Below are 24671 nucleotides of genomic sequence, written 5' to 3' on the forward strand. Positions count from 1 at the left end.
AGATTGCCCACGTGTTACTCACCCGTTCGCCACTGATCCACCCCGAAGGGCTTCACCGTTCGACTTGCATGTGTTAAGCACGCCGCCAGCGTTCGTCCTGAGCCAGGATCAAACTCTCCGTGAATGTTTACCCGTAGTCGGGTTCACACTCGCGTTGAGCGGCACGGCAACCACCGGAATAGGGTGATCCCGCGCACTGCGTCCTCGCTAGTGTTTGTTTCAAAAGGAATCTCCAACCCCAGGAAACCTGAGGCCGGGGATGTCAACATATCTGGCGTTGACTTTTGGCACGCTGTTGAGTTCTCAAGGAACGGACGCTTCCTTCGGACTGCCTTCCAGCAGACCCTCCGGGCTTCGTTCTTTCGTGTTTCAAGCTTATCAGATGTTTTCCGCTCCGTTTTCCGGAGTTTCATTCATTTGATCCGCTTTTGCCTTTCGGCGCTCCCGGACTCTATCAGAATCTCTCGGTCCGTTTTCCCCGGTCGTTCTCGAATTCACATTCGAGTCCGTTTCCGAGGGGCCGTCCCGTGGGGCAACCCGGAGAACATTACGCACCGGGTCGCCCCACGTCAAACCAGCCTCAGCCGGTGTTGAGCGAGCGTCAGACCTCGACCACGACGGGCAGGATCATCGGCCGGCGGCGGTAGTTGTCCGCGACCCACTTGCCGATGGTCCGGCGGACGAGCTGCTGCACCTGGCGGGGGTCCAGCACGCCGTCGCTCGCCGAGCGGTCCAGGGCCTCCTGGAGCTTGGCGACGACCGGAACGAACGCGTTGTCGTCGATGCCGGAACCACGGGCCTGGATGGTCGGGCCACCGATGATCTTGCCGTTGGTCGAGTCGACCGCGACGAAGACCGAGATGAAGCCCTCCTCGCCGAGGATCCTGCGATCCTTGAGCGAGGCCTCGGTGATGTCGCCGACCGAGGAGCCGTCCACGTAGACGTAGCCGGCCTGCACCTTGCCGACGATCCGGGCGACGCCCTTCTCCAGGTCGACGCAGACACCGTCCTCGGCGATGACCACGCGGTTGCGCGGCACCCCGGTGGCGATGCCCAACTCGGCGGCCGCGCGCAGGTGGCGCCACTCGCCGTGGACCGGCATCAGGTTGCGCGGCTTGCAGATGTTGAAGAAGTAGAGCAGCTCGCCGGCCGAGGCGTGGCCGGAGACGTGCACCTTGGCGTTGCCCTTGTGCACGACCTTGGCGCCCCAGCGGGTCAGGCCGTTGATCACCCGGTAGACGGCGTTCTCGTTGCCCGGGATGAGCGAGGAGGCCAGGACGACGGTGTCGCCCTCGACGATGCGGATCTGGTGGTCGCGGTTGGCCATCCGGGACAGCGCGGCCATCGGCTCGCCCTGCGAGCCGGTGCAGATCAGCACGACCTCCTTGTCCGGCAGGTCGTCCAGCTGCTTGACGTCCACGACCATGTTGCCGGGGACCTTCAAGTAGCCGAGGTCGCGGGCGATGCCCATGTTGCGGACCATCGAGCGGCCGACGAAGGCGACCTTGCGCTTGTACTCGTGCGCGGCGTCCAGCACCTGCTGGATGCGGTGCACGTGGCTGGCGAAGGAGGCGACGATGATGCGCTTGTCCGCGTTCGCGAAGACGTTCCGCAGCGCGGCCGAGATGTCCCGCTCGTGCGGGATGAAGCCGGGGACCTCGGCGTTGGTGGAGTCCACCAGCAGCAGGTCCATGCCCTCCTCCGCCAGCTTGGCGAAGGTCGGCAGGTCGGTCAGGCGGCCGTCCAGCGGGAGCTGGTCCATCTTGAAGTCGCCGGTGGCCACGACCATGCCGGCGGGGGTGCGGACCGCCACGGCGAGGGCGTCCGGGATGGAGTGGTTGACCGCGATGAACTCGCAGTCGAAGGGGCCGATGCGCTCGCGCTCGCCCTCCTTGACCTCCAGCACGTACGGCCGGATGCGGTGCTCGGCGAGCTTGGCCTCGATGAGCGCCAGGGTCAGCTTGGAGCCGATCAGCGGGATGTCCGGGTTCTCCCGCAGGAGGAACGGGACGGCGCCGATGTGGTCCTCGTGCCCGTGGGTCAGGACGATGCCGTCGACCTTGTCGAGACGGTCCCGGATGTACGTGAAGTCCGGGAGGATCAGGTCCACGCCGGGCTGCTCGTCCTCGGGGAAGAGGACGCCGCAGTCGATGATCAGGATGCGGTCCCCGTACTCGAGGACCGTCATGTTGCGGCCGATCTCGCCGAGGCCGCCGAGCGGGGTGATCCGGAGGGCGCCCTCCTTCAGTGCCGGGGGCGCGCCGAGCTCGGGGTGCGGGTGGCTCAAAAGACTCTCCTCACGACGCACGCCATATGCCCGGGGTCCTCCCCCTGGAGACATATGGCGTGCGTACTCAGTGTCGTTTCCTACTGGGTCTGTGCTCTCGCGCCTTCGGTCCGGTCCAGCGGCGGACCCTGGGAGGTCCGGCGAGCCGGGGCGCGCACGTCCGTGTCTGTTAGAGGTGTACCCCGCCGGCGGCGAGATCCTGCCTCAATCGCGCGATCTCCTCCGGCGTCGCTCCGACCAGCGGCAGCCGCAGCGGGCCGGCCGGCAGCCCCTGGAGTTCCAGCGCCGCCTTGCCGAGAATCACGCCCTGGGTGCGGAACATACCGCTGAACACCGGCAGCAGGCGCTGGTGGATGCTCGTGGCCTTGACCACATCGCCCGCCAGGAAGGCCTCGATCATCGCCCGCAGGTCCCCGGCCACCACGTGCCCGACGACGCTGACCACGCCGACGGCTCCGACGGACAGCAGCGGCAGGTTGAGGATGTCGTCACCGGAGTACCAGGCCAGGTCGGCGCGGGCGATGGCCCAAGCCGCGGCGCCGAGGTCGCCCTTGGCGTCCTTGTTGGCGACGATCCGCGGGTGCTCGCCGAGGCGGACCAGCGTCTCGTGGCTCAGCGCGACCCCGCTGCGGCCCGGGATGTCGTACAGCATGACCGGCAGCCCGGTCGCGTCCGCGACGGCCACGTTGTGCCGGTACAGGCCCTCCTGCGGGGGCTTGCTGTAGTACGGCGTGACGACCAGCAGGCCGTGCGCTCCGACCGCCTCCGCCTGCCGGGCCAGCTCGACGCTGTGGTGGGTGTCGTTGGTGCCGACGCCGGCCACCACGTGGGCGCGGTCCCCGACCGCCTCGACCACGGCACGGACCAGCTGGGCCTTCTCGGCGTCGCTGGTGGTCGGGGACTCACCGGTGGTGCCGTTGACGACCAGGCCGTCGTTGCCGGAGTCCACGAGGTGCGTGGCGAGGCGCTGGGCGCCGTCGAGGTCGAGTCCGCCGTCGGCGGTGAACGGGGTGACCATCGCGGTCAGGACCCGGCCGAACGGCGTCTGGGGGGTGGAGGTCGGAGCCATGCGTCCAAAGCTACTCGTAGGCGGTGGGGCGGTACCCATGCCGGTCCGCTGTTCGGACCGGCGCAGCGCGCCGGGGGTGTGGACGTGGGATTCCGGTGCTGCCCGCTCGGGGGTTCGGGCAGCACCGGAATCCGTGTTCACGAATGTAGGGAGCGGCTAGAAAAGCCGCAATCCAGACATGCCAGACACTCTGCCCGGATGCCTGTCGTCCCAGGTCAGGGGGCGACCCGGCCGTGCTTCTCGAAGGCCGCATGGGTGAGCGGCATGAGCCGGGCCCACTGCTCCTCCATCTGCTCGGCGACCATCTCGATCTCGCGCTGCGGGAACGACGGCACCGCCGAGTTCTCCCGCTTGGTGCGCAGGGAGAGGAAGTGCATCAGCGAACGCGAGTTGCAGGTCGCGTACATCGAGGAGAACAGGCCCACCGGCAGCACCGCGCGGGCCACCTCGCGGGCCACCCCGGCGGCCAGCATCTCCTGGTAGCGGACGTAGGACTCGCGGTACGCGGCCTCCATCGCCTCGGTGGTGGTCCTGTGCTGCTCGGGCGTGCCCTCGAAGAACTCGTACTTGCCGGGACGGCCCTGCTGGACCAGCTTGCGCTCCTCGCCCGGGACGTAGAAGACCGGCTGGAGCTCGCGGTAGCGGCCGGACTCCTCGTTGTACGACCAGCCGCTGCGGTGCCGGTGGAACTCCCGGAACACGAAGATCGGCGCGCTGATGAAGAAGGTCATCGAGTTGTGCTCGAACGGCGTGCCGTGCCGGTCGCGCATCAGGAAGTTGATCAGGCCCTTGGACTTCTCCGGGTCCTGCTGGACGGCTTCCAGGGACTGCTCGCCCGCGGTCGAGACCCGGGCCGCCCAGATGACGTCCGAGTCGGCGGCGGCGCTGCGGACCAGCTCCACCGTCACGTCACTGCGGAAGCTGGGGGCCGTCGGTTCGTCGCTCACGCGTTACTCCTTGCGGGTTCGGTGCTGTGCAGCCTGATGGCGTGCTGCATGGTCTTGCGGGCGCGCGGGGTGTCGCCGGCGTCGGCGTAGGCCACGGCGAGGCGGAACCAGACCCGCCAGTCGCCCGGCGTGTCCTCGGCCTCCGTCCGGCGGCGCGCGAACACCGCGTCGGCCGAGGCCCGGTCGATCCGCCCGCCCTTGCTGCGCTCCAGTTCGTCCACCGGCAGGCCGCCCTCGGCCTCCAGCTCGCGGGCCAGCCGCTCGCTGTCCCGGCCGAAGCGGACGGTCTGGCGCAGGAACCAGACCCCGATCACCGGGACCACGAAGGCGCAGACGCCGAGGCCGATGCCGAGCGGCTTGCCGGTGGCGATCAGCTGGACGCCCTCGCCCACGCAGACCAGGGCGACCAGCAGCAGCACGCCGGACAGGGCGAAGAAGCCGGTGCGGGAGGTCATGACGCACTCCTGGAGTTCGGCACGGTCACAGGTCCAGGAAGTGTTCGAGGCCGAAGGTCAGCCCCGGCGTCCCGACGACCCTGCGCGCGCCCAGCAGGATGCCCGGCATGAAGCTGCTGTGGTGCAGCGAGTCGTGCCGGATGGTGAGCGTCTCGCCGGTGTCGCCGAACATCACCTGCTGGTGGGCGAGCAGGCCGCGCAGCCGCACCGCGTGCACCGGCACCCCGTCCACGTCGGCGCCGCGCGCGCCGGGCAGGCTGTGGGTGGTCGGGTCCTGCTGCGGCGGCCGGCCGGCCTCGGCCCTGGCCGCGGCGATCAGCTGGGCGGTGCGGGTGGCGGTGCCGCTGGGGGCGTCGGCCTTGCGGTCGTGGTGCAGCTCGACCACCTCGACCGACTCGAAGTACCGGGCGGCGATCTGGGAGAACTTCATGCCGAGGATGGCGCCGATGGAGAAGTTCGGCGCGATCAGCAGGCCGAGCTCCGGGGCCTCGTCCAGCCAGCCGCGGACGGTGGCGAGCCGCTCGTCCGTCCAGCCGGTGGTGCCGGTGACCACGTGGATGCCGTGGTGCAGGCAGAAGTCCAGGTTGCCCATCACCGAGTCCGGGTGGGTCAGCTCGACGGCGACCTGCGCACCGGCCCCGGTCAGCTCCTCCAGCGCGGAGCCGCGGCCGAGGGTGGCGACCAGCTCCAGGTCCGGCGCGGCCTCGACGGCCTTGACCGCCTCGGAGCCGATCCGTCCCCCGGCGCCGATCACGGCGACACGCAGCGTCATAGCGAAAGTCCTCTCACCAGCAGTCTCGGTCTCACACCAGCAGATCGGCGAGCCTGGCGGCCCGCTTGTCGTTGACCGGGCCGATCAGCGCCAGCGACGGCCGGTACGCGCCCAGCACATCACGGGCCACCGCGTGGACGTCCTCCAGGGTCACCGACGCGATCCGCTCCAGCATCTCGTCCACCGACAGGTGGTGCCCGTAGCTGAGCTCGGCCTTGCCGATCCGGTTCATCAGCGAGCCGCTGTCCTCCATGCCGAGCACGGTGGAGCCGGAGATCTGGCCGATCGCCCGGTTCAGCTCCTCCTCGGTGATGCCCTCCTCGACCACCTTGGCCAGCTCGGCGCGGCAGATCCGCAGCACCTCCTCGACCCGCTTGGGCTGGCAGCCGGCGTAGATGCCGAACAGGCCGCTGTCCGCGTAGGACGAGGAGTACGAGTAGACCGAGTACGCCAGGCCGCGCTTCTCGCGGACCTCCTGGAACAGCCGGGAGCTCATCCCGCCGCCGAGGGCCGCGTTCAGCACGCCCATCGCCCAGCGGCGCTCGTCGTGCCGCGGCACGCCGGGCACGCCCAGCACCAGGTGGGCCTGCTCGGTGGAGCGGTTGAGCACCTCGACCCGGCCGGCCGTGCGCAGCGCCTTGACGCCGCGGCGGGCCTCGGCGGGGGCCGCGGTGGAGGCCGCCAGCACCGGCGCGAAGGCCTGCTCGACCTGCTTGACGACCTTGCGGTGGTCGAGGTTGCCGGCCGCCGCGATGACCAGGTGCTCGGGCCGGTAGCGGCGGCGGTAGAAGCCGGCGATCTGGTCCCGGGTGAGCGTCCTGATGGTCTCCTGGGTGCCGAGGATCGGACGGCCCAGCGGGCCGCTGCCGTAGATCACCTTGGCGAACAGGTCGTGCACCACGTCGCCCGGGTCGTCCTCGGCCATCGCCATCTCCTCCAGGATGACGCCGCGCTCGGCCTCCACGTCCTCGGCGCGGATCAGCGAGCCGGTGAGCATGTCGCAGACCACGTCGATGGCCAGCGGCAGGTCGGTGTCCAGGACCCGGGCGTAGTAGCAGGTGTTCTCCTTCGCGGTGAAGGCGTTCATCTCGCCGCCGACCGCGTCCAGGGCCGCCGAGATGTCCAGCGCGCTGCGCCGCTCGGTGCCCTTGAAGAGCAGGTGCTCCAGGTAGTGGGTGGCGCCGTTGAGCTGCGGGGTCTCGTCCCGCGAGCCGACGCCGACCCAGATGCCGAAGGTCGCGGAGCGCACCGTCGGCAGGGTCTCGGTGACGACCCGAAGGCCGCCGGGGAGGACGGTGCGGCGCACCGTGCCGGCGCCGTCGACGCCCTTGAGCAGGGTCCGGGTGGTGCCGGGACGCTGCTTTACCGCCGGGGCCTGCGCCACGGGGGGTACCTCCAGAGGAAACGCACGTGCGCGGGGGCACGTACGGACGAACGCGTGGACAACGGGGTGCGGCCCGCACGCCGGGAGGCGTACGGGCCGCGGGAATCAGCTAGCGGCGCTTCACTCGGAAGCGGCCTCGCCGCCCTCTTCGCCCTCGACGACCGGGATCAGGGAGAGCTTGCCGCGCGGGTCGATCTCGGCGATCTCGACCTGCACCTTGGCGCCGACGCCGAGGACGTCCTCGACGTTCTCCACGCGCTTGCCACCGGCCAGCTTGCGGATCTGCGAGATGTGCAGCAGACCGTCCTTGCCCGGCATCAGCGAGACGAACGCGCCGAAGGTCGTGGTCTTGACCACGGTGCCCAGGTAGCGCTCGCCGACCTCCGGCATGGTCGGGTTGGCGATCTGGTTGATCGTGGTGCGGGCGGCCTCGGCGGCCGGGCCGTCGGCGGCACCGATGTAGATGGTGCCGTCGTCCTCGATCGTGATCTCGGCGCCGGTGTCCTCCTGGATCTGGTTGATCATCTTGCCCTTGGGGCCGATGACCTCACCGATCTTGTCCACCGGGATCTTGATGGTGATGATGCGCGGCGCGTTCGGGGACATCTCGTCGGGCGAGTCGATGGCCTCGTTCATCACGTCGAGGATGTGCAGGCGGGCGTCCTTGGCCTGCTTCAGCGCGGCGGCGAGCACCGACGCCGGGATGCCGTTCAGCTTGGTGTCCAGCTGGAGGGCGGTGATGAAGTTGCGGGTACCGGCGACCTTGAAGTCCATGTCGCCGTACGCGTCCTCGGCGCCGAGGATGTCGGTCAGCGTGACGTAGTGGGTCTCGCCGTCGATCTCCTGGGAGATCAGGCCCATGGCGATGCCGGCGACGGCGGCCTTCAGCGGCACACCGGCGTTCAGCAGCGACATGGTCGACGCGCAGACCGAGCCCATCGAGGTGGAGCCGTTGGAGCTCAGCGCCTCGGAGACCTGGCGGATGGCGTACGGGAACTCCTCGCGGGTCGGCAGCACCGGCAGCAGGGCGCGCTCGGCGAGCGCACCGTGGCCGATCTCGCGGCGCTTGGGCGAGCCCACGCGGCCGGTCTCACCGACGGAGTACGGCGGGAAGTTGTAGTTGTGCATGTAGCGGCGGCGCGTCTCCGGGGAGAGCGTGTCCAGCTGCTGCTCCATGCGCAGCATGTTCAGCGTGGTGACGCCCAGGATCTGGGTCTCGCCGCGCTCGAACAGGGCCGAGCCGTGCACCCGCGGGATGGCCTCGACCTCGGCGGCCAGGGTGCGGATATCGGTGACGCCGCGGCCGTCGATGCGGACCTTGTCCGTGATGACGCGCTCGCGGACGACCTTCTTGGTCAGCGCGTTGTAGGCGGCGCTGATCTCCTTCTCGCGGCCCTCGAACTCGGGCAGCAGCTTCTCGGCGGCCAGCGCCTTGACGCGGTCCAGCTCGTTGTTGCGCTCCTGCTTGCCCGCGATGGTCAGGGCCTGCGCGAGCTCGTCCTTGACGGCGGCGGTCAGCGCGGAGAGGACGTCGTCCTGGTAGTCCAGGAAGACCGGGAACTCACCGGTCGGCTTGGCGGCCTGGGCGGCCAGCTGCGCCTGCGCGGCGCACAGGACCTTGATGAACGGCTTCGCGGCCTCCAGGCCGGAGGCGACGATCTCCTCGGTCGGCGCGTCGGCGCCGCCCTCGACCAGCTTGATGGTCTTGTCGGTGGCCTCGGCCTCGACCATCATGATCGCGACGTCGCCGTCCGGCAGGACGCGACCGGCGACGACCATGTCGAAGACGGCCGACTCCAGCTCGCTGTGGGTCGGGAAGGCGACCCACTGGCCGTTGATCAGCGCGACGCGCACGCCACCGATCGGGCCGGAGAACGGCAGGCCCGCCAGCTGGGTGGAGGCGGAGGCGGCGTTGATCGCGACCACGTCGTACAGGTGGTCGGGGTTGAGCGCCATCACGGTGACGACGACCTGGACCTCGTTGCGCAGGCCCTTGACGAAGGACGGGCGCAGCGGGCGGTCGATCAGGCGGCAGGTGAGGATCGCGTCCTCGGAGGGCCGGCCCTCGCGACGGAAGAACGAGCCGGGGATGCGGCCCGCGGCGTACATCCGCTCCTCGACGTCCACGGTCAGCGGGAAGAAGTCGAAGTGCTCCTTCGGCTGCTTGGACGCGCTGGTGGCCGACAGCACCATGGTGTCGTCGTCCAGGTAGGCCACGGCGGAACCGGCGGCCTGACGGGCCAGACGGCCGGTCTCGAAGCGGATGGTACGGGTGCCGTAGGAACCGTTGTCGATCACGGCCTCGGCGTAGAACACGTTCTCTTCCACCTGGAAGATCTCCTCTTTCGTACGTCTCCGGGAGAGCGTCCCCGCGCACTGCCTCGGTGGGCCCATGGCCCTCGTCAGGGAGGGCGGCAGTCGGGCCGGTCTTCGATCGAAGCCTCCGGAGTGTCCCGCTCGGTCTGCGGGGTTCCGACGGCCACTACCGAGGACCGGCGCCTCACGGCTGCCTGGCCGGGGAGGGCGGTTCGCGTCTGGACGCTCTCTCGGATGCGGGCGGCTTCCGTTTGAAGCCTTCGTCCCGCGGGGGGTTCGGGTCCTTCTGCCCGGGTGGCGCGCTGGTGCGCCATCACCCGGCATGCCCACAACCCTACGGTGCAATCCTCGGCCACCTGGGGAGGTGCGCGCGAGTTGTTATGTCAGGGCGCCGAGGCTCAACAGCCGCGGCATACGCGCGAGGGGCGGCTCCCCGGTGGAGGGGAGCCGCCCCCTGGCGGCGTTCTCAGCGGGCGCCGCCGGCGGCACCGCGGCGGATGCCCAGGCGGTCGACGAGCGTACGGAAACGCTCGATGTCCTTCTTGGCCAGGTACTGGAGCAGGCGGCGACGCTGGCCGACCAGGATCAGCAGGCCACGACGCGAGTGGTGGTCGTGCTTGTGGGCCTTGAGGTGCTCGGTCAGGTCCGAGATGCGACGGGAGAGCATGGCCACCTGGACCTCGGGGGAGCCGGTGTCGCCCTCCTTCTGGCCGAACTCGGCGATGATCTGCTTCTTGACGTCAGAGGCGAGAGCCACTGCAACTCCTTCGGGGTCTACCGAGCGGTCCTGGTCGACAGCACAGGACTCATCGAGAACTCGGTGTCGTGAGCGCGGCCGGCACGGTGCAGCCCACGGAGGGGATGCAGACACACGGCTGCGCTCGGAGGCCAAGCGTACCAGTGCCGCCCATCCGGCCGTCCGGCGGGCGGCGGGTGGGCGGCGGGCGGGCGGCGGGCGGGCAACAGGCGGGCGGCAGCGGGCCGGCCGGAGGGTCAGCCGGTGGCGCCGCGGACCAGCCGGTAGATCTCCAGGACGGCGAGCGCCAGCGGGACGAGCGCGATCAGGGTGAGGCTGTCCACCAGGTCCAGGATGCGTCCCCAGAACGGGGAGACCCCGAGCCGCGGCACCACCAGGGCGATCGCGGTGAGCAGCGCGGCGCCGAAGGCGATGGAGGCGGTCAGCCAGACCGTGCGCAGGTCGAGCTCGGTGGTGGAGCCGGCCACCCGCAGGAAGAACTGCGGGGTGTGCAGGGAGAGCCCGACGATCAGCAGGCACAGGCCGAGCAGGCCGGCCACGGTGAGGCTGAGCACCTGCGCGGTGTAGCGGAACAGCCGGGCGCGCAGCATGGTGGCCAGGCCCAGGGCGAGCGCGAGCAGCTCCGGGAAGGTCTCGTCGGTGAAGCCGAGGACGGCGCAGGCGCCGACCACGACCGCGGCGCAGCCGCCGACCAGGCCGACCAGCACCTCGTGGCCGCGGCGGGCCTGGTGCGCGATCCGCTCGTACTGGACGGCCTCGGCGCGCTCGGCCTCCTCGTCGTAGTCGCGGCTGCGGGTACGGGTCTGGCCCGGGGCGCTGAAGCCGACCGGCAGCCGGGCGAAGCGGGCGGAGAGGCCGGGCAGGAAGCCGACCACGGCGACAGCCGCGACACCGGTGACGGCGGCGATGTGCCCGGCCGGGGTCTGCGGCAGCAGGACGGCCGCGAAGGTGGCGAGCGAGCCGGCGGTGGAGACCAGGGCGGCGGCGACGAACACCGCGTCCCGCTCCGGCAGCAGGCCTGCCAGCAGCACGGAGACCACCAGGACGGCGACGCAGCCGGCCAGGAACTGGAGCCGTCCTGGGCCGTCCCACGGGTGGGCGACGGCGATGACGCCGCTGCCGCCGATCATGGCGTGCGGCAGCGCGCCGAGGCCGAGCGCGACGGCCGCGGGGGCGTCCTGGTAGACCCGGGCGCGCACCCCGGCGAGCGCGGTGAGCACCACGGCGGTGACCCCGGCCAGGACACCGGGCAGGCCGTGCATGTCGTGGCGCAGGTCGGAGAACCAGAGCGCGAAGCCGAGCAGCGTGAGCAGCACCCCTGCGCCGATCAGGCCGAAGCCGCGCATCAGCTCGGCGGTCCAGAACCGGCGGTCGGCCTCGACGGCGCTGGCGATCGCGTCGGCGACGTCGTCGTAGACGGCCGGCGGGAGCGACTCGGCGAAGGGACGCAGCGCCAGCAGATCGCCGTCGCGGACCTGTTGGGCGGCCAGCGGCAGTCCGCTGTCGAGCACCGTGCCGTCGCGGCGGACCAGGTGGAAGCCGGTGGGGGTGCCGTCGGGCTGGCTCTGGTTGGCCAGCCGCAGCACCTCGGGGTAGACGTCCGCGAGCGGGACGTCCTCGGGCAGGGCGACGTCGATCCGGCGGTCCGGGGCGACGACGGTCACCCGGCAGTAGCCGGTCGCCGCAGCGCTCATGCCCCCACCTCGCCGCGCTCGGCGGGCACCCCGCCCGGTGCGCACCCGACGGCGAGCCCGCTGCGCTCGCTCATGAGTGCCCCCACCTCGATCCTTCGACGCACGTGGCGCTCCCCCTTGTTGACGGTGCCGAGGCACGGCGGCGCTCGGTGTGGCTGTGGAACCGGCCCGGCCGGGCCGCGAGTTGGCGCGGCGTTACCCTACCCGTTCGGTTCGTGCCCGCTGCCGGTGCGTACCAGGCCCCGGCGGGCGGCGCGTACCGGGCCCTGGCGGGCGGTGCGGGGGCGACCGTTAGGATCGGCGCCTGCGCAAAGGTACGGGGGCTGCGCTGGGTGGGGCGTCCTCGGCCACCGGATTCCCGTACGGACCGTGCGCAAGCGCGTGAGGGCTGATGCCGAAGTGATCGATCGACGCCGCGGGGTGGATGACACATGGGTGTGATCACGGTCAAGCGACCGGCCAGGGCGTACCCGCCCACCGTGCCGGACGAGCCGGTGGAGCTGGTGAGTCCGCCCGAGCTGCCCCGGCAGGGCGGCGAGGACTGGCTGATGAGCATCCTGCCGATGCTGGGCATGGGCGGCTCGGCGGTGTTCTTCTTCTCCCCGGGGGCCGCGGCCCCGATGAAGATCATGGGCGGCCTGATGGTCGCCTCGACGCTGGGCATGGTGCTGGCGCAGATCGTCCGGGCCCGCAAGGGCGGCTCGACCGCGATGGCGGACGAGCGGCGCGACTACCTGAAGTACCTCCAGCAGACCCGCCGCCAGGTGCGCCGCACGGCGGAGCGCCAGCGCGGCGCGCTGCTGTTCCTCAACCCGGCGCCGGACCAGCTGTGGTCGATCGTCGAGGACGGCCGGCGGCTGTGGGAACGGCGCACCGGGGACGGCGACTTCGCGCAGATCCGGGTGGGCCTCGGGCCCGTCCAGCTGTCCACCCCGCTGGTGGCGCCGCAGACCGCGCCGATGGACGAGCTGGAGCCGCTGTCGGCGGCCGCGATGCACTCCTTCCTGAAGGCCCACGGCACCCTCCAGGACCTGCCGCTGGCGGTCTCGCTGCGCGCCTTCTACCACATCACGGTGTGCGGGGACCCGGACTCGGTGTACGGCAACGTGCGCGCGATCCTCTCCCAGCTGACCACCCTGCACTCGCCGGACGACCTGATGGTGGCGGTCGCGGCGGCGCCCGGCGCGGCCGAGGAGTGGGAGTGGACCAAGTGGCTCCCGCACAACCAGCACCGCAAGGAAGCCGACGGCGCGGGCTCGCGCCGGCTGTTCGCGACCGACCTGGGCGACCTGGAGTACCTGCTCCAGGACGAGCTGTCCGGCCGCCAGCGCTTCGTGCGCGAGGTGGCGCCCCCGGCCGACCAGCCGCACCTGGTGGTCGTCATGGACGGCGCCGGGGTGCCGCACGACTCGCTGCTGGCGAGTCCGGAGGGCGTGCAGGGCGTGACGGTCATCGAGGTGGTGCCGGGCGAGGTCGACGAGCCCAGCGGGCACCTGATGGTGACGGTCGGTGCCGACAAGCTGGTGCTGCGCTCGGCCTCCGGCGCGACGTACACCGGCAAGCCCGACCTGCTCTCGGTGTGGCAGTCCGAGGCGCTGGCGCGGCAGTTGGCGCCGTACCGGATCTCGGCCGGCGGCGACGACGAGCCGCTGCTGTCCAACCTCGACTTCACCGACATGATGAGCTCGGGGGACCCGGGCTCCTTCGACGTGGCCCGCAGCTGGCGCCCGCGCGCCCAGCACGAGCGGATGCGGGTGCCGATCGGCATCGGCGCCAACGGCGAGCACGTCTACCTGGACATCAAGGAGGCCGCGCTGGAGGGCATGGGCCCGCACGGCCTGTGCGTGGGCGCGACCGGTTCCGGCAAGTCGGAGCTGCTGCGCACGCTGGTGCTGGCGCTGGCGATGACCCACACCTCGGAGATCCTGAACTTCGTCCTCGCCGACTTCAAGGGCGGTGCGACCTTCTCCGGCATGGCGGACATGCCGCACACCTCCGCGGTGATCACCAACCTGGAGGGCGAGCTCACCCTGGTCGACCGCATGCGCGACGCGATCGAGGGCGAGCTGCACCGCCGCCAGGAGCTGCTGCGCTCCGCGGGCAACTACGCCAACATCCACGAGTACGAGCGGGCCCGGGCGGCCGGCGCGGCGCTGGACCCGCTGCCCTCGCTGGTGCTGATCATCGACGAGTTCTCCGAACTCCTCGCCGCCAAGCCCGACTTCATCGAGATGTTCATCCAGATCGGCCGGATCGGCCGCTCGCTGGGCGTGCACCTGCTGCTGGCCTCGCAGCGCCTGGAGGAGGGCAAGCTGCGCGGCCTGGACACCTACCTGTCGTACCGGATCGGTCTGCGCACCTTCTCGGCCGCGGAGTCCCGGGCGGCGATCGGCGTGCCGGACGCCTACCACCTGCCGCCGGTGCCCGGTGTCGGCTACCTCAAGTTCGGCGAGGACGTGATGGACCGGTTCAAGGCCGCCTACGTCTCGGGGCCCTACCGGGCACCGGGGCAGCAGCGGTCGACCGGCGGCCGGCGGATCAACGCGCACCCGGTGGAGTTCACCGCGGCCTTCGTGGACCTGCCGGACCCGGTGGAGGAGGAGGTCGCGCCGCAGGCCCCGGAGCAGGACGACGCGCTGGTGGACACCGTGCTGGACGTGTTCGTCCAGCGGATGGCCGGCCAGGGCCCGGCCGCGCACCAGGTGTGGCTGCCGCCGCTGGAGGAGGCGCCGAGCATGGACCACCTGCTGCCGCCGCTCCAGGTCGTGCCGGAGCGCGGGCTGACCGCGCCCGGTTACCCGGCGGGCCGGCTGCGGGTGCCGATCGGCATCGTCGACAAGCCGCGCGAGCAGAAGACGGACATCCTGGAGGTCGACTACGCGGGGGCGGCCGGCCACGGCCTGGTCGTGGGCGGCCCGCGCTCGGGCAAGTCGACCGTGGTGCGCACCACGGTGGCCTCGTTCGGCCTCACCCACACGCCGCTGGAGGTGCAGTTCTACCTGCTCGACTTCGGTGCGGGCAGCTTCCAGTCGCTGGCCGGGCTGCCGCACGTCGGCGGGGTGGCCGGGCGCCTGGACGTGGACAAGGTGCGCCGGATGGTCTCCGAGGTGCACGGGGTGCTGAACCGGCGCGAGGAGCTGTTCCGGGTCGCCGGGATCGACACCATCGCCACCTACCGGGCCCGCCGGGCGGCCGGGGGGCTGCCGGACGAGGCCTTCGGCGACGTCTTCCTGGTGATCGACGGCTGGAACACCTTCAAGCAGGAGTTCGAGGGCCTGGAGCCGGTGATCGGCGACATCGCCCAGCGCGGCCTCGGCTACGGCGTGCACCTGGTCATCACCGCGACCCGGTACGCCGAGGTGCGCCCTGCGCTGAAGGACCTGCTCCAGAACCGGACCGAGCTGAAGCTCGGTGACGCGATGGAGTCCGAGGTCGACCGCCGGGTGGCGCAGAACGTCCCGGCGCTGGCCGGGCGCGGCATCACCGCGGAGCGGCTGCACTTCCTGTCCGGCCTGCCGCGTCTGGACGGCTCCTCCTCGGTGGACGACCTCCAGGACGGCGTGGCCGGGCTGGTCGGCGCCGTCGACGGCGCCTGGACCGGGCCGCGCGCCCCGCAGGTCCGGATGCTGCCGGCCGTCCTGGACGGCAACTCGCTGCCGAAGGGCTCCGAGCACCCGGAGCGCGGCGTCGCCTTCGGCGTGGACGAGGCGGAGCTGGCTCCGGCCTTCGTCAATTTCGAGACCGACCCGCTGTTCATCGTCTTCGGCGACACCGAGTCCGGGAAGTCGGCGGTGCTGCGGATGCTGATCAAGCAGATCACCGAGCGGTACACCCCGGACCAGGCGGGCATCGTGGTCGGCGACTACCGGCGCGCGCTGCTCGGCACGGTGCCGCAGGAGTACCTGGTGGAGTACGCGGCCGCGCAGCCGGCCATGGCGGCCATCGTGGACATGCTGCGCGGGGCCTGCTCGCGCCGTCTGCCGGGCCCGGACGTGACCGCCGAGCAGCTGCGCAACCGCAGCTGGTACAGCGGCAAGGACATGTTCGTGATCGTCGACGACTACGAGCTGGTGGCGACGAGCTCGGGCAACCCGCTGGCCCCGCTGGCCGAGTTCCTGCCGTTCGCCCGTGACATCGGCCTGCGGGTGATCGTGGCCCGCAGCGCGGGCGGCGCCGGCCGCTCGCTGTACGAGCCGGTGCTGCAGCGGATGCGCGAGCTGGGCGGGCAGGGCGTGATCCTCTCCGGCAACCGGGACGAGGGCGCGCTGCTGGGGACGGTCAAGCCGCAGGCGCTGCCGCCGGGCCGAGGCGTCTACGTGTCACGCAGGGTGACCGGTGGGCAGATGGTCCAGACGGGCTGGCTGCCGGTGGCGTAGCCGCGCCGCCCGTCACGGACGGTGATCGAAGGGGCCGGACTCGTGGAGTCCGGCCCCTTCGGCGTCCCGGGTTCCGAAACGTTACCTGGCACTTTCCGGATGGCGGCTGCGGTTCCCGTACCCGGCCCAGGCGTTGCGGGGCGCTCCGGGGCCGCCTGGGCCTGTCGCCATCCATCCGGAAGACGACCTTCGAATCACATCCACCCTCTTTTGTTAACCTTCGATTCAATTGGAATGTGGCCAAGGTAACAAGTCGGGCAAAGCTCGCAATGACTGAATGTGATCATCGGATCGTATGCCTGTGCCGTTCTTCGCAACGGATTCCGAAGCAGTTCCGACGTTGACGCGATCGATACGCCCAAGGTTCCATGGCGGCCCGGGAGCGACTGGAAACGGACACCGAGCAACCAGCCAGCGGAGGCGATACCGCTCCCACTCCAGGACCGCACAGCCGATCGGAAGCCACATGACCGACACGCTTCGCCCGCCACAGACCGTAGCCGCCCCGGCGGCCGAGGCGGCAGCGCCCCAGCAGCTCAAGCGCTCGATCGGCGTCGTGGGCGGCACACTGCTCACGCTGTCCTGCGTCACACCGGCCTCGACGCTCTTCGTGATCGTGCCAGAGCTGTTCTCCAGCATCGGCAGCGCCACCGCGCTGGCCATCGCGATCGGCACCGTGCTCTGCGTCGCGGTCGCCTTCTGCTACTCCGAACTCGGCACCCTGATCCCCAGCGCCGGCGGCGAGTACGCCATGGTCGGCACCCTGGCCGGCCGGCTGATGGGCTGGCTGGTCTTCGTGCTCTCGCTGATCGTGGTGATGATCGTCCCCTCGGTCATCGCCCTCGGCACCGCCGACTACCTCGCCCCCGTCCTGCACCTGGACAAGGCCATGACCGGCGCCGCCGTGATGCTGGCCGCCACCCTGGCCGGCCTGCTCGACCTGCGCGCCAACGCCTGGATCACCGGCGTCTTCCTGGTGCTGGAGGTCATCGCGGCCGGCGTGGTCTCGGTGCTCGGCTTCGCCCACACCAACAGCGACGCCCCCAGCCTGCTGCACGGCGTGGTCACCGGGGAGGGCGGCGCCACCACCACGGTCAGCGTGGGCGCCATCGTCGGCGCGCTCGGCATCGCCCTGTTCATCACCCAGGGCTTCTCCACCGCGGTCTACCTGTCCGAGGAGCTGGAGAACCCCCGCCGCAACGTCTCGCGCACCGTGCTGTGGACGCTCGGCATCTCCTCGGCCATCATCCTGGTCCCGGTCGTCGCCATCACCATGGGCGCCCCCGACCTCCAGACCCTGGCCGCCGGCGACATCTCCGGAATGGTCACCGCCTGGAGCAACTCCGCGGTCGGCACCTTCATCAGCCTCTGCGTCGCGCTGGCCATCATCAACGCCGGCATCGTCATGGTCATCCAGAACTCCCGGGTGCTGTTCGCCTCCGCCCGCGACAAGGCCTGGCCGGAGCCGGTCAACAAGGCCTTCGGCACCCTCGGCCGGTTCGGCTCGCCGTGGATCGCCACCCTCGCGGTCGGCCTGCCCGGCGCCGCGCTCTGCTTCGTCAAGGGCGAGCTGCTGAGCAACATCACCGGCGTCGCCGTCACCGGGATGTACCTGCTGGTCGCGATCGCCGCGCTGCTCTCCCGCCGCGCCCACCACAAGCACGCCTCCGCCTGGCGGATGCCGCTGTGGCCGGCCGTCCCCGTCGTGCTGATCGTCGTCCTGGTCTACGTGATCACCAAGCTGGACGCCGAGCCCCTGCTGTGGACCGGCGGCATCACCGCCGCCGCCACCCTCTACTGGCTGTTCTACCTGCGCCCCCGGCAGGACACCCGCTGGGTGATCAGCCTCCCCGAGGACCAGCAGGACTGACCCCCACCCCTCCCCCACACGGCGGTGCCCCGGGCCTCCCCCAGCCCGGGGCACCGCCACATCCGCACGGGAGTTCCGGCGGGCCCCGGTGGGGCCGACGGGTCCCGGTGGGCGGCTTCCGCCGGTCGTCAGTCGGCGGACCTGCGCCGCTGGTCGCGCAGCACCACGCCGCCGCCGATCAACAGGGCGACCAGCAGGGCGCCGATGCCGAGGACGTACGTCGCGGTGCGGCCGTCGCGGTCGGCCTGGGTCTCGCCGAGGCCCACCGGGCGCGGCACGATCGGCGCGGCGGCGAGCTGCACCGGGGCGTCCGGGGCCGCCGCGAAGGGCGCGTCGTCGGGCGCCTTGGTGACCGCCCTGACCGGGTCCACCACGCCCCAGCCGACGAACTCGTCCGGCTCCCGCTGGGTGCGCTGCGCGGTCTGCTCGATCCAGGCCCGCACCTGGGCCGCCTTCCAGCGCGGGTGGGCGCCCCTCAGCAGCGCGGCGAGCCCGGAGACGTACGGGGCGGCGAAGCTGGTGCCGTTGTCCACGCACTGGCCGCTCCCCGGCACGGTGGACAGCATGTCGACACCGGGCGCGGCGACCTTCACGAAGCCGCCGTACTGGGAGAACGGCGCCCGCTCGTTGTTGCGGTCGGAGGCGCCGACGGCCAGCACGGTGGGGAAGGCTCCCGGGTAGGTGTCGCCCTCTTTGCCGTCGTTGCCGGTGGAGGCGACCACCACGACGTCCTTCGCTTCGGCGTACTCGACGGCGGCCTTCAGCTCCTGGTAGCCGCCGAAGTGGGCGTCGCCCGCGCCGCGGACGTCCTGGGAGATGTTGATGACCCTGACACCGGGCTGGTCAACCGCCTTCCTGATCGCCGTGACCAGGGTGGAGACGTCGCCGTTGCCGTCGCTGTCGTTCTGCCGGACCGAGAAGATCCGGGCGTCGGGAGCCAGCCCGACGAAGCCCGTCCTGGGGCTGCGGCCAGCGGCGATGATGCCGGCCACCTTGGTGCCGTGGCCGACCGGGTCCTCGATGGACTTGCCCTGGACCGCTTCCTTGGTCTCCCGGTTGACCAGCAGGTTGGGGCCCTCGTCGACCTTGCCGGTCAGCTGCGGGTTGGTGATGTCCACCCCGGTGTCGATGACCGCGACGGTGACGCCCGCGCCGGTGGTCCGCCCGCCCTGCCACAGCTCGTCCAGCAGCAGCCGCTGCAACGACCACGGCACGGTCTGCACGTCGGGCGCGTTCTTGGGGCAGTCGCCGGCCGCGGCCAGTCCGGTCCCGCCGTCGGCGTGCGCCGGCGCGGCGAGCGGGCCGCCCAGCACCGCGAACGCGGCGAGCGCCGCGGCCGCCTTCCGGTACCCGTGTCGGGACACCCTGCCACCCCTCATGTCGTCCACCCGTGCCGCGCGTCGGGGGCGGGTGCCCGGAATCCGGGTACCCGCCCCCTGCCGTTCCTCTGCGGAACCCGAACGTCAGCCCCAGAGCTTGGAGTTGGCGTCCTCGGTCGTCTTGTAGCTCTGCGCGGCCTGGTCCAGCGAGGTCGCGATCTTCGCGCAGGTCTGCTGGAGGTCGTTGGCGCGGGTGTCCCACTGGGTCTGGTGCTGCTGGTAGCCCTGCTGGGCGGCACCCTGCCAGCTGCCGGCGATGCGCGTGACATTCGCCTTGAGGTCGTTCAGCAGGTGGTCGATGCGGCCCGCCGAGGCGCGCACCTCCTCGGCCGCCTGGTGAACGGTCTGGAAGTTGACGAGGATCTGGTCGGACACGTTGTCTCCCTTGACGAGGGCGCGGAGCGCCACGCGGTCAGTGGCGGGCGCTCCGCGGAGCGGTGGATCGGGACAGAACGGCGATCGCCGCGGCCGCGGTGATCAGCGCGAATTCGGTGATCAGCCCTGGGCCGAGCCGAACATCGCCCGCTGCTCCTCTTCGGTGCTCGCGTAGTGCTTGGTGGTCAGCTCGATCGCGTGCTTGATCGCGGTCAGCGAGTCCTTGAGCTTCGCGATGTCGTCGTTGACCCTGCCCTGCAGAGTCGTGTAGGCCGTGGCCGCCTGGCCCTTCCAGCCGCTGGTGACACCCGAGACCGTGCTGATGAGCTTGTTCCGCTCAGCCTCGATCTTGCCGATGGCCTCCTCGATCTGCTTGGCGAAAGCCAGCATCTCCTGAGCGGTCATCGTGAACTGACCCTGAGCCATGCTCCACCGTCCCCCATGAGACAACATTCTTGCGTGTACGGAGCGCCCTGTGCGGGCCGTCCGTCCCATCACCCGTGTGATGTCCAGCAGCACTGTAGTCGGCACACGCAACTCACCCAACACCGAGCAGGGAGTAGTTACCAGACCATGACACTGAGGCCAATTCGGTTGCCGCGCTTGGCCGGTCAGGCGTTCTGCGGCTGGGCGGCGCTCTTCGCCGTCAACGGCGGGCCCGCCGGAACCAGGTTGGACCACTCCTTCGGTACCGGCAGCGGCTGGACCCCCTGGTAGCCCAACCTGGCCTGGTTGCCGCCGGGTTCCTCCGGCTGCTGGGACGGCTGCTGGCCCGGCTGCTGGGACTGCGCCCCCGGGGCCGGGGTGCCCGACGGCGGCGCCGTCGGCTTCGGGGTGCCACTCTGACCGGGCTGCGGCGTGCCGGTGGGGCGCTGGCCGCCGTCCCCGTTGGCCGGGACGGAGTAACGCAGCCCGGTCTCGGTGATCAGGAAGTCGCTTCCCGAACCGGCGGTGGAGTGGTCCAGCGACCGGTAGAACAGCCCGTGACCCGGGGTCACGTACGCGGCCCCGGCTCCGTTGTTGTACGGCGCCGGGTACGAAGTCCCGGCCCAGACGCTGCGCCTGGCCGTGGCGCCGTCCTCGGCGACGCCGTCGAAGGTGCTGCACACGACCATCCGGGCGTCCTGGCGGTCCTGCCAGTTGTTCACCGGGGCACCGGCCTTCAGCGGCCAGTCCGCCGCGGTGTCCGGCAGCCGGACGTCGCCGCCCCACTGGGCGTTGTCGGACGGGGTCATCTCGTCGCTGCGCGGCTTCTTGTCCTGGTCGTACTTGTAGAGCACCTGGAAGGCCGGGTTCTGCCGGATCAGCTCCGCCTGGAACGCGGTGACCAGGTGGAGCTGGTCCTTGCCGACCACGTAGTGGCGGTCCTGGTAGTGCACCAGGCGGCCGACCCTGCGGTCGGCCTGGTTGCTCAGCTCCACCTTGCTGTTGCCGCCCTGGGTGTCGGCGACGCCCTCGACCTTCGGGAAGGTGATCGGGGTGCCGTTCACCAGGGTCTCCAGCCAGTCCCGCTTGACCCGCTGCGGCACCGCGTTGGGCCCGAACACCGCGGTGATCAGCGCCTTGCGCTCCTTCTCGTCCGACTGCGGGGAGCCGATCGGGTGCTTGCGGCCCTGCGCGTCGACCAGGAACACCGCCGCCCCCGCGGCGGCCGGCTGGCCCGGCGCCGGCGCCGCCGACACCTGCTGCTCGTCCGCCTGCTGCACCAGCATCAGCTGGTCGGGGCCGAGCATCCGGTCCTTGGCCGCCAGCGCCGCCGCGTCCGCGCCGGCCACCACGAACACCGCCTGGTTGACGGTCTCCTGCTTGTCGTCCGAACCCGGGCGGTCGCACACCGCCCACTTCATCGGCTTGCTCGCGTTGTCCGTGGTCGGCAACTTGTCCGGCGCGTACGGGATGCCGATCGTCGGCCCGTGGTTGGGGTACCGGTCGAGCACCCCGTCGTCCACCACCACGACCTTGGCGCCCGCGGGCAGCACCAGCCGCGCCGAGGACATGTTGAGCACCTGGTGCAGCCGCCTGGTCCTGCCGTCCGGATCGGTGAGCACCACGTACCGGGTGGTCGACTGCTTGCCCTGGATGACGTTCTTGCCGTCGTCCCACTTCACCGGCGCGCTCGGCTTGAACACCCCCCACAGCCCGAAGCCGGCCACGATCACCACCCCGGCCAGCACACTCGGCAGCACCGCCTTCACCGGACGCGGCGCGTCCTCGTCGCTGCCCCCGCCCGCGGGCAGCAGGAAGGCGCCCACCGTGCGCTTGCGGGCGAAGGTGTACGCGTTCAGCTCGTCCCGGCGCGATGCCATCGTCGTCGTCCCCCTTGTCAGACCTTGCCGGACCCCGTCAGACCGACCTGCCCCGTGGTCACCCGCCGGGCACGAACCGGCGCGAACCCTCTACGATGCGGCAGCAGACGGTGAGTACGGTACGGGTACGGTCCGCGAACCAGCCAGCCGGGCCGCGGCAACGGATCAGAGAGGGCCACCGGGGGATGCCAAGCCAGACCGCTCCAGGACGCCGCCGCAGCGCGGGCGTCGGGAGGTCGCGCCGGGCCGACCGGGCGCAGCACAGCGCACCGGCGACCGAGGCCGGGACCGCCCCGCCGCAGCCGACCGGCACCGGGGGCGGCGGCGCCGTGCAAGTCCGGGTCAATCCCCGACCCGGGCTCCTCGGCGGCCGGTTGAAGCTCCAGCAGCTCGTCCTGGTCGAGGTCGCGGCGGCCCTGGTCGCGGTCGGCTGGACGATCAGCCGCCCGGTCGCGGCCGGCTTCGGCACGGTCGCGCTGGTGCTGCTCGTCCTCGCGGTCGTGCCGGTGCGCGGGCGCACCGTCCCGGAACTGCTGCGGGTCAGGGCCGCCCTCAAGTCCCGCCGCAGGAAGGCCAGGACGCTGCTGCCGCCGGCCGGCACCGACCCGGCGCTGGCGCCCGCGCTGGAGCTCGAACCGGGGCTGCGCACCTGCACCCACGCCACCGAGGCCGAGTTCGGCGGCCGCCCCGTCCGCCGGGAGACCGGCATGGTCGGCGACGGGACCTTCCTCAGCTCGGTGCTGCTCGTCCAGGCCAAGGACCAGCCGCTGCGCCCGGTGCGCACCGCGCTGCCACTGCCGCTGGACGTGATCTGCTCGGCGCTCACCGTGGACGACATCACCCTGGAGTCGGTGCAGCTGGTCCAGCACACCCAGCCCGCCCCCGCCCCCCACCTGCCCGAGCAGTCGCTGGCCGCCCGCGCCTACCGCGAACTGCCGGACGGCACCTCCACCCCTGGACTGCGGCTGACCTGGGTCGCGCTCAAGCTCGACCCGGATCGCGCGGCCACCGCCGTCCGGGCCCGCGGCGGCGGCGAGGAGGGCGCCCGCAAGGCCCTGCAACGGGTCACCGACCAGCTGGCCGGACGGCTCAACAGCGCCGGGTTCAACGCGACCGTGCTGGACGAGCGCGAGCTGATCGCCGCACTGGCCATCTCCACCTGCGCCAACCCGATCGCGGTGGCGGGCCGGCAGGGCACCGGCAGCGGCGGCGGCACCACCCGCCGCACCCAGGAGGGCAACCGGTTCTGGCGGATCGACGACCGCTGGCACACCACGTACTGGATCTCCCGCTGGCCGCAGCTGAGCCGCCCCGGCGGCGCGCCCGGCCGGGTCGCCGCGCCGGACCTGGTCAACCTGATCACCGGCTCCCCGGCCCTCGCCAGCACCTTCAGCCTGACCGCGGGGCACGGCACCGGCGGCTCGGTGACGGTCAGCGGGCACCTGCGGGTGACCGGCCGCAGCGAGAGCGAGGTCGGGCAGGCCGGCCGCCAGGTGGAGACCAGGGCGCAGAGCACCGGGCTCGGGCTGGTCCGGCTCGACCTGGAGCAGGCCCCCGGCATGCTCGCCACCCTGCCGCTCGGAGGGGCTTCCTGATGGCGTATCAGTCCTATCCCACGCTCGGCCCGCAGCCGGGCGCCGAGCAGCACCGGACCCGGCCGCGGATCCTGCCCGGCTTCGGGCTGCGCGGCCCGCGCCGGGAGAAGCACGTCCTGGAGGCGGCCGACCTCGCGGCGCTGGCCTTCCCGGTCGGCGACGACGGCGTCGTCATCGGCGTCGACCCGCAGGGGCTGCCCGCGGTGCTCGGCCTGTTCCGCCCGACCTCGTACGACCTGGTGCTGGTCGGCGGCATGTGGACGGCCCAGGTCATCGCGCTGCGGGCGGCCGCGATCGGCGCCCGGGTCGCGGTGGAGACCGCCCGCGCGCAGCTGTGGGGCCCGATGGCCCAGGCGGCCGGCGGCGGCCAGCCGTGCGTGACGGTCCACCAGGTCGGCCGGCTCGGCCCGCAGGGCGCCTCGGTGGCCTCGCCGGTGCTGGTGGTGCGCGACCTCGGTGCCCGCCCGCCGCGCAGCCGGCTCTCCGCCGCACCCTGGCAGACCACCCTGACGCTGCTGCCGTACCTCGGTCCGAACGCCTCCCGGGTGCTGAACGCGGCCGACCTGGTCGGTGTGCAGCGGATCTCGCCGCAGGAGGCGGAGCTGACCGGCCGGGTGCTGTCGCTGCCGCCGGAGGACGTGGCCGCGCTGCCCACCCTCGGCGACGACCTCACCCTGTGGGCGACCCGGATGCGGCGTCAGTACGTCCGGGCCGTGGCCGGACAGGCCGAGCAGCAGGTGCTCGGCGGCCCGCGCCGGATGGACTGAGCAGCGGCTCGCCGCACCGGGCGGGCCGGAAGGGAAGCGAAGCCGCCTTCAACGGGGGTTGCCGTACGGCCTAGTCTTTGATGCGGCAACGGCACCGCTGAACAAGCGGCGGCGAACACGAGGGAGCCAGAGTGAGCAGCGATCGGGACGGCGTCTACGTCGGCGACAACGCGGCGGAGGACGACGACGACTGGTCGGACGCGCCTGACTACACTCCCCCGTCCTGGTACGTGCAGACCGAGACCTCGGCGGCACCCGCCGCGCCGGCCACTGCGGCGGCTCCCGCCGCGTCGGGGGCGCCCGGTGCGGCGGCGCCCGGGCC

Annotated in this window: 18 protein-coding genes and 1 rRNA gene; 5 read left to right on the top strand and 14 right to left on the bottom strand. The window is 71.6% G+C overall.

Going from position 1 to position 24671, the window contains the following annotated elements; translation table 11 throughout:
• From BU198_RS01850 to eccD, 10 genes are all read right to left on the bottom strand, one after another.
• Window positions 1-124, bottom strand: a 16S ribosomal RNA gene (locus tag BU198_RS01850); the annotation flags it as partial.
• 477 nt (window positions 125-601) lie between these two features.
• Window positions 602-2287: a ribonuclease J gene (locus BU198_RS01855; RefSeq protein WP_188295040.1), complete on the bottom strand. Its 1686-nt coding sequence runs from the start codon at window positions 2285-2287 to the stop codon at window positions 602-604.
• A gap of 169 nt (window positions 2288-2456) precedes the next feature.
• Window positions 2457-3356, bottom strand: coding sequence for a 4-hydroxy-tetrahydrodipicolinate synthase (dapA, locus tag BU198_RS01860; protein ID WP_188295041.1), 900 nt, complete (start codon window positions 3354-3356; stop codon window positions 2457-2459).
• Window positions 3357-3571: 215 nt separating this feature from the next.
• Window positions 3572-4303 (bottom strand): FAD-dependent thymidylate synthase, encoded by a 732-nt coding sequence (thyX, locus tag BU198_RS01865; protein ID WP_188295042.1) that lies wholly within the window; start codon window positions 4301-4303, stop codon window positions 3572-3574.
• Window positions 4300-4758, bottom strand: a complete 459-nt coding sequence (locus BU198_RS01870) for a tetratricopeptide repeat protein (protein ID WP_188295043.1) — start codon at window positions 4756-4758, stop codon at window positions 4300-4302. Before BU198_RS01870 ends, thyX begins: the two co-directional genes overlap by 4 nt.
• A 25-nt stretch (window positions 4759-4783) precedes the next feature.
• A complete protein-coding gene (gene dapB, locus BU198_RS01875) occupies window positions 4784-5530 on the bottom strand; it encodes a 4-hydroxy-tetrahydrodipicolinate reductase (RefSeq protein WP_188295044.1) in 747 nt (248 codons plus the stop codon).
• A gap of 31 nt (window positions 5531-5561) precedes the next feature.
• Window positions 5562-6914, bottom strand: coding sequence for a pitrilysin family protein (locus tag BU198_RS01880; RefSeq protein WP_317619922.1), 1353 nt, complete (start codon window positions 6912-6914; stop codon window positions 5562-5564).
• A gap of 120 nt (window positions 6915-7034) precedes the next feature.
• A complete protein-coding gene (locus tag BU198_RS01885) occupies window positions 7035-9242 on the bottom strand; it encodes a polyribonucleotide nucleotidyltransferase (protein ID WP_188295045.1) in 2208 nt (735 codons plus the stop codon).
• 454 nt (window positions 9243-9696) lie between these two features.
• The gene (gene rpsO / locus BU198_RS01890; protein WP_148645116.1) at window positions 9697-9987 is read right to left on the bottom strand and encodes a 30S ribosomal protein S15; all 291 of its coding nucleotides are present in this window, start codon (window positions 9985-9987) and stop codon (window positions 9697-9699) included.
• A 236-nt stretch (window positions 9988-10223) separates the two neighbouring features.
• On the bottom strand, window positions 10224-11681 hold the full coding sequence (eccD, locus tag BU198_RS01895) for a type VII secretion integral membrane protein EccD (RefSeq protein ID WP_188295046.1): 1458 nt from the start codon (window positions 11679-11681) through the stop codon (window positions 10224-10226).
• A 431-nt stretch (window positions 11682-12112) separates the two neighbouring features.
• Here eccD and eccCa point away from each other — a divergent pair, with 431 nt between their 5' ends.
• Both eccCa and BU198_RS01905 read left to right on the top strand, forming a co-directional pair.
• Window positions 12113-16057, top strand: coding sequence for a type VII secretion protein EccCa (eccCa, locus tag BU198_RS01900; RefSeq protein WP_188295047.1), 3945 nt, complete (start codon window positions 12113-12115; stop codon window positions 16055-16057).
• A 466-nt stretch (window positions 16058-16523) separates the two neighbouring features.
• Complete coding sequence (locus BU198_RS01905) at window positions 16524-17927, top strand: APC family permease (protein ID WP_188295048.1); 1404 nt, start codon at window positions 16524-16526, stop codon at window positions 17925-17927.
• A gap of 128 nt (window positions 17928-18055) precedes the next feature.
• Here the strand turns inward: BU198_RS01905 and mycP are convergent, their stop codons facing one another.
• From mycP to BU198_RS01925, 4 genes are all read right to left on the bottom strand, one after another.
• Window positions 18056-19291, bottom strand: a complete 1236-nt coding sequence (gene mycP / locus BU198_RS01910) for a type VII secretion-associated serine protease mycosin (RefSeq protein WP_317619923.1) — start codon at window positions 19289-19291, stop codon at window positions 18056-18058.
• A 99-nt stretch (window positions 19292-19390) separates the two neighbouring features.
• Complete coding sequence (locus BU198_RS01915; RefSeq protein WP_188295050.1) at window positions 19391-19681, bottom strand: WXG100 family type VII secretion target; 291 nt, start codon at window positions 19679-19681, stop codon at window positions 19391-19393.
• A 120-nt stretch (window positions 19682-19801) separates the two neighbouring features.
• Entirely contained in the window at window positions 19802-20107 is a 306-nt protein-coding gene (locus BU198_RS01920; RefSeq protein WP_188295051.1) for a WXG100 family type VII secretion target, read from the bottom strand.
• A 185-nt stretch (window positions 20108-20292) separates the two neighbouring features.
• Window positions 20293-21987: a type VII secretion protein EccB gene (locus tag BU198_RS01925; protein ID WP_188295052.1), complete on the bottom strand. Its 1695-nt coding sequence runs from the start codon at window positions 21985-21987 to the stop codon at window positions 20293-20295.
• 374 nt (window positions 21988-22361) lie between these two features.
• Between BU198_RS01925 and eccE the strand changes: the two genes are divergently transcribed.
• The 3 genes from eccE to BU198_RS01940 all read left to right on the top strand — a co-directional run.
• Entirely contained in the window at window positions 22362-23582 is a 1221-nt protein-coding gene (gene eccE, locus BU198_RS01930; RefSeq protein WP_262986984.1) for a type VII secretion protein EccE, read from the top strand.
• A complete protein-coding gene (locus BU198_RS01935) occupies window positions 23582-24349 on the top strand; it encodes a hypothetical protein (protein WP_188295054.1) in 768 nt (255 codons plus the stop codon). Before eccE ends, BU198_RS01935 begins: the two co-directional genes overlap by 1 nt.
• Before the next feature lie 131 nt (window positions 24350-24480).
• Window positions 24481-24671, top strand: a 191-nt coding sequence (locus BU198_RS01940) for a hypothetical protein (protein ID WP_223243799.1), incomplete at its 3' end; no start/stop codon positions are given.

The organism is Streptomyces sp. CBMA156, from assembly GCF_014596515.1.
GTDB lineage: Bacteria > Actinomycetota > Actinomycetes > Streptomycetales > Streptomycetaceae > Kitasatospora.

Coding starts and splice junctions, on each gene's coding strand:
- BU198_RS01925 (WP_188295052.1), bottom strand. CDS start 21,987: ATGGCATCGCGCCGGGACGAGCTGAACGCGTACACCTTCGCCCGCAAG.
- BU198_RS01935 (WP_188295054.1), top strand. CDS start 23,582: ATGGCGTATCAGTCCTATCCCACGCTCGGCCCGCAGCCGGGCGCCGAG.
- BU198_RS01920 (WP_188295051.1), bottom strand. CDS start 20,107: ATGGCTCAGGGTCAGTTCACGATGACCGCTCAGGAGATGCTGGCTTTC.
- dapA (WP_188295041.1), bottom strand. CDS start 3,356: ATGGCTCCGACCTCCACCCCCCAGACGCCGTTCGGCCGGGTCCTGACC.
- dapB (WP_188295044.1), bottom strand. CDS start 5,530: ATGACGCTGCGTGTCGCCGTGATCGGCGCCGGGGGACGGATCGGCTCC.
- BU198_RS01870 (WP_188295043.1), bottom strand. CDS start 4,758: ATGACCTCCCGCACCGGCTTCTTCGCCCTGTCCGGCGTGCTGCTGCTG.
- eccD (WP_188295046.1), bottom strand. CDS start 11,681: ATGAGCGCTGCGGCGACCGGCTACTGCCGGGTGACCGTCGTCGCCCCG.
- eccCa (WP_188295047.1), top strand. CDS start 12,113: ATGGGTGTGATCACGGTCAAGCGACCGGCCAGGGCGTACCCGCCCACC.
- BU198_RS01905 (WP_188295048.1), top strand. CDS start 16,524: ATGACCGACACGCTTCGCCCGCCACAGACCGTAGCCGCCCCGGCGGCC.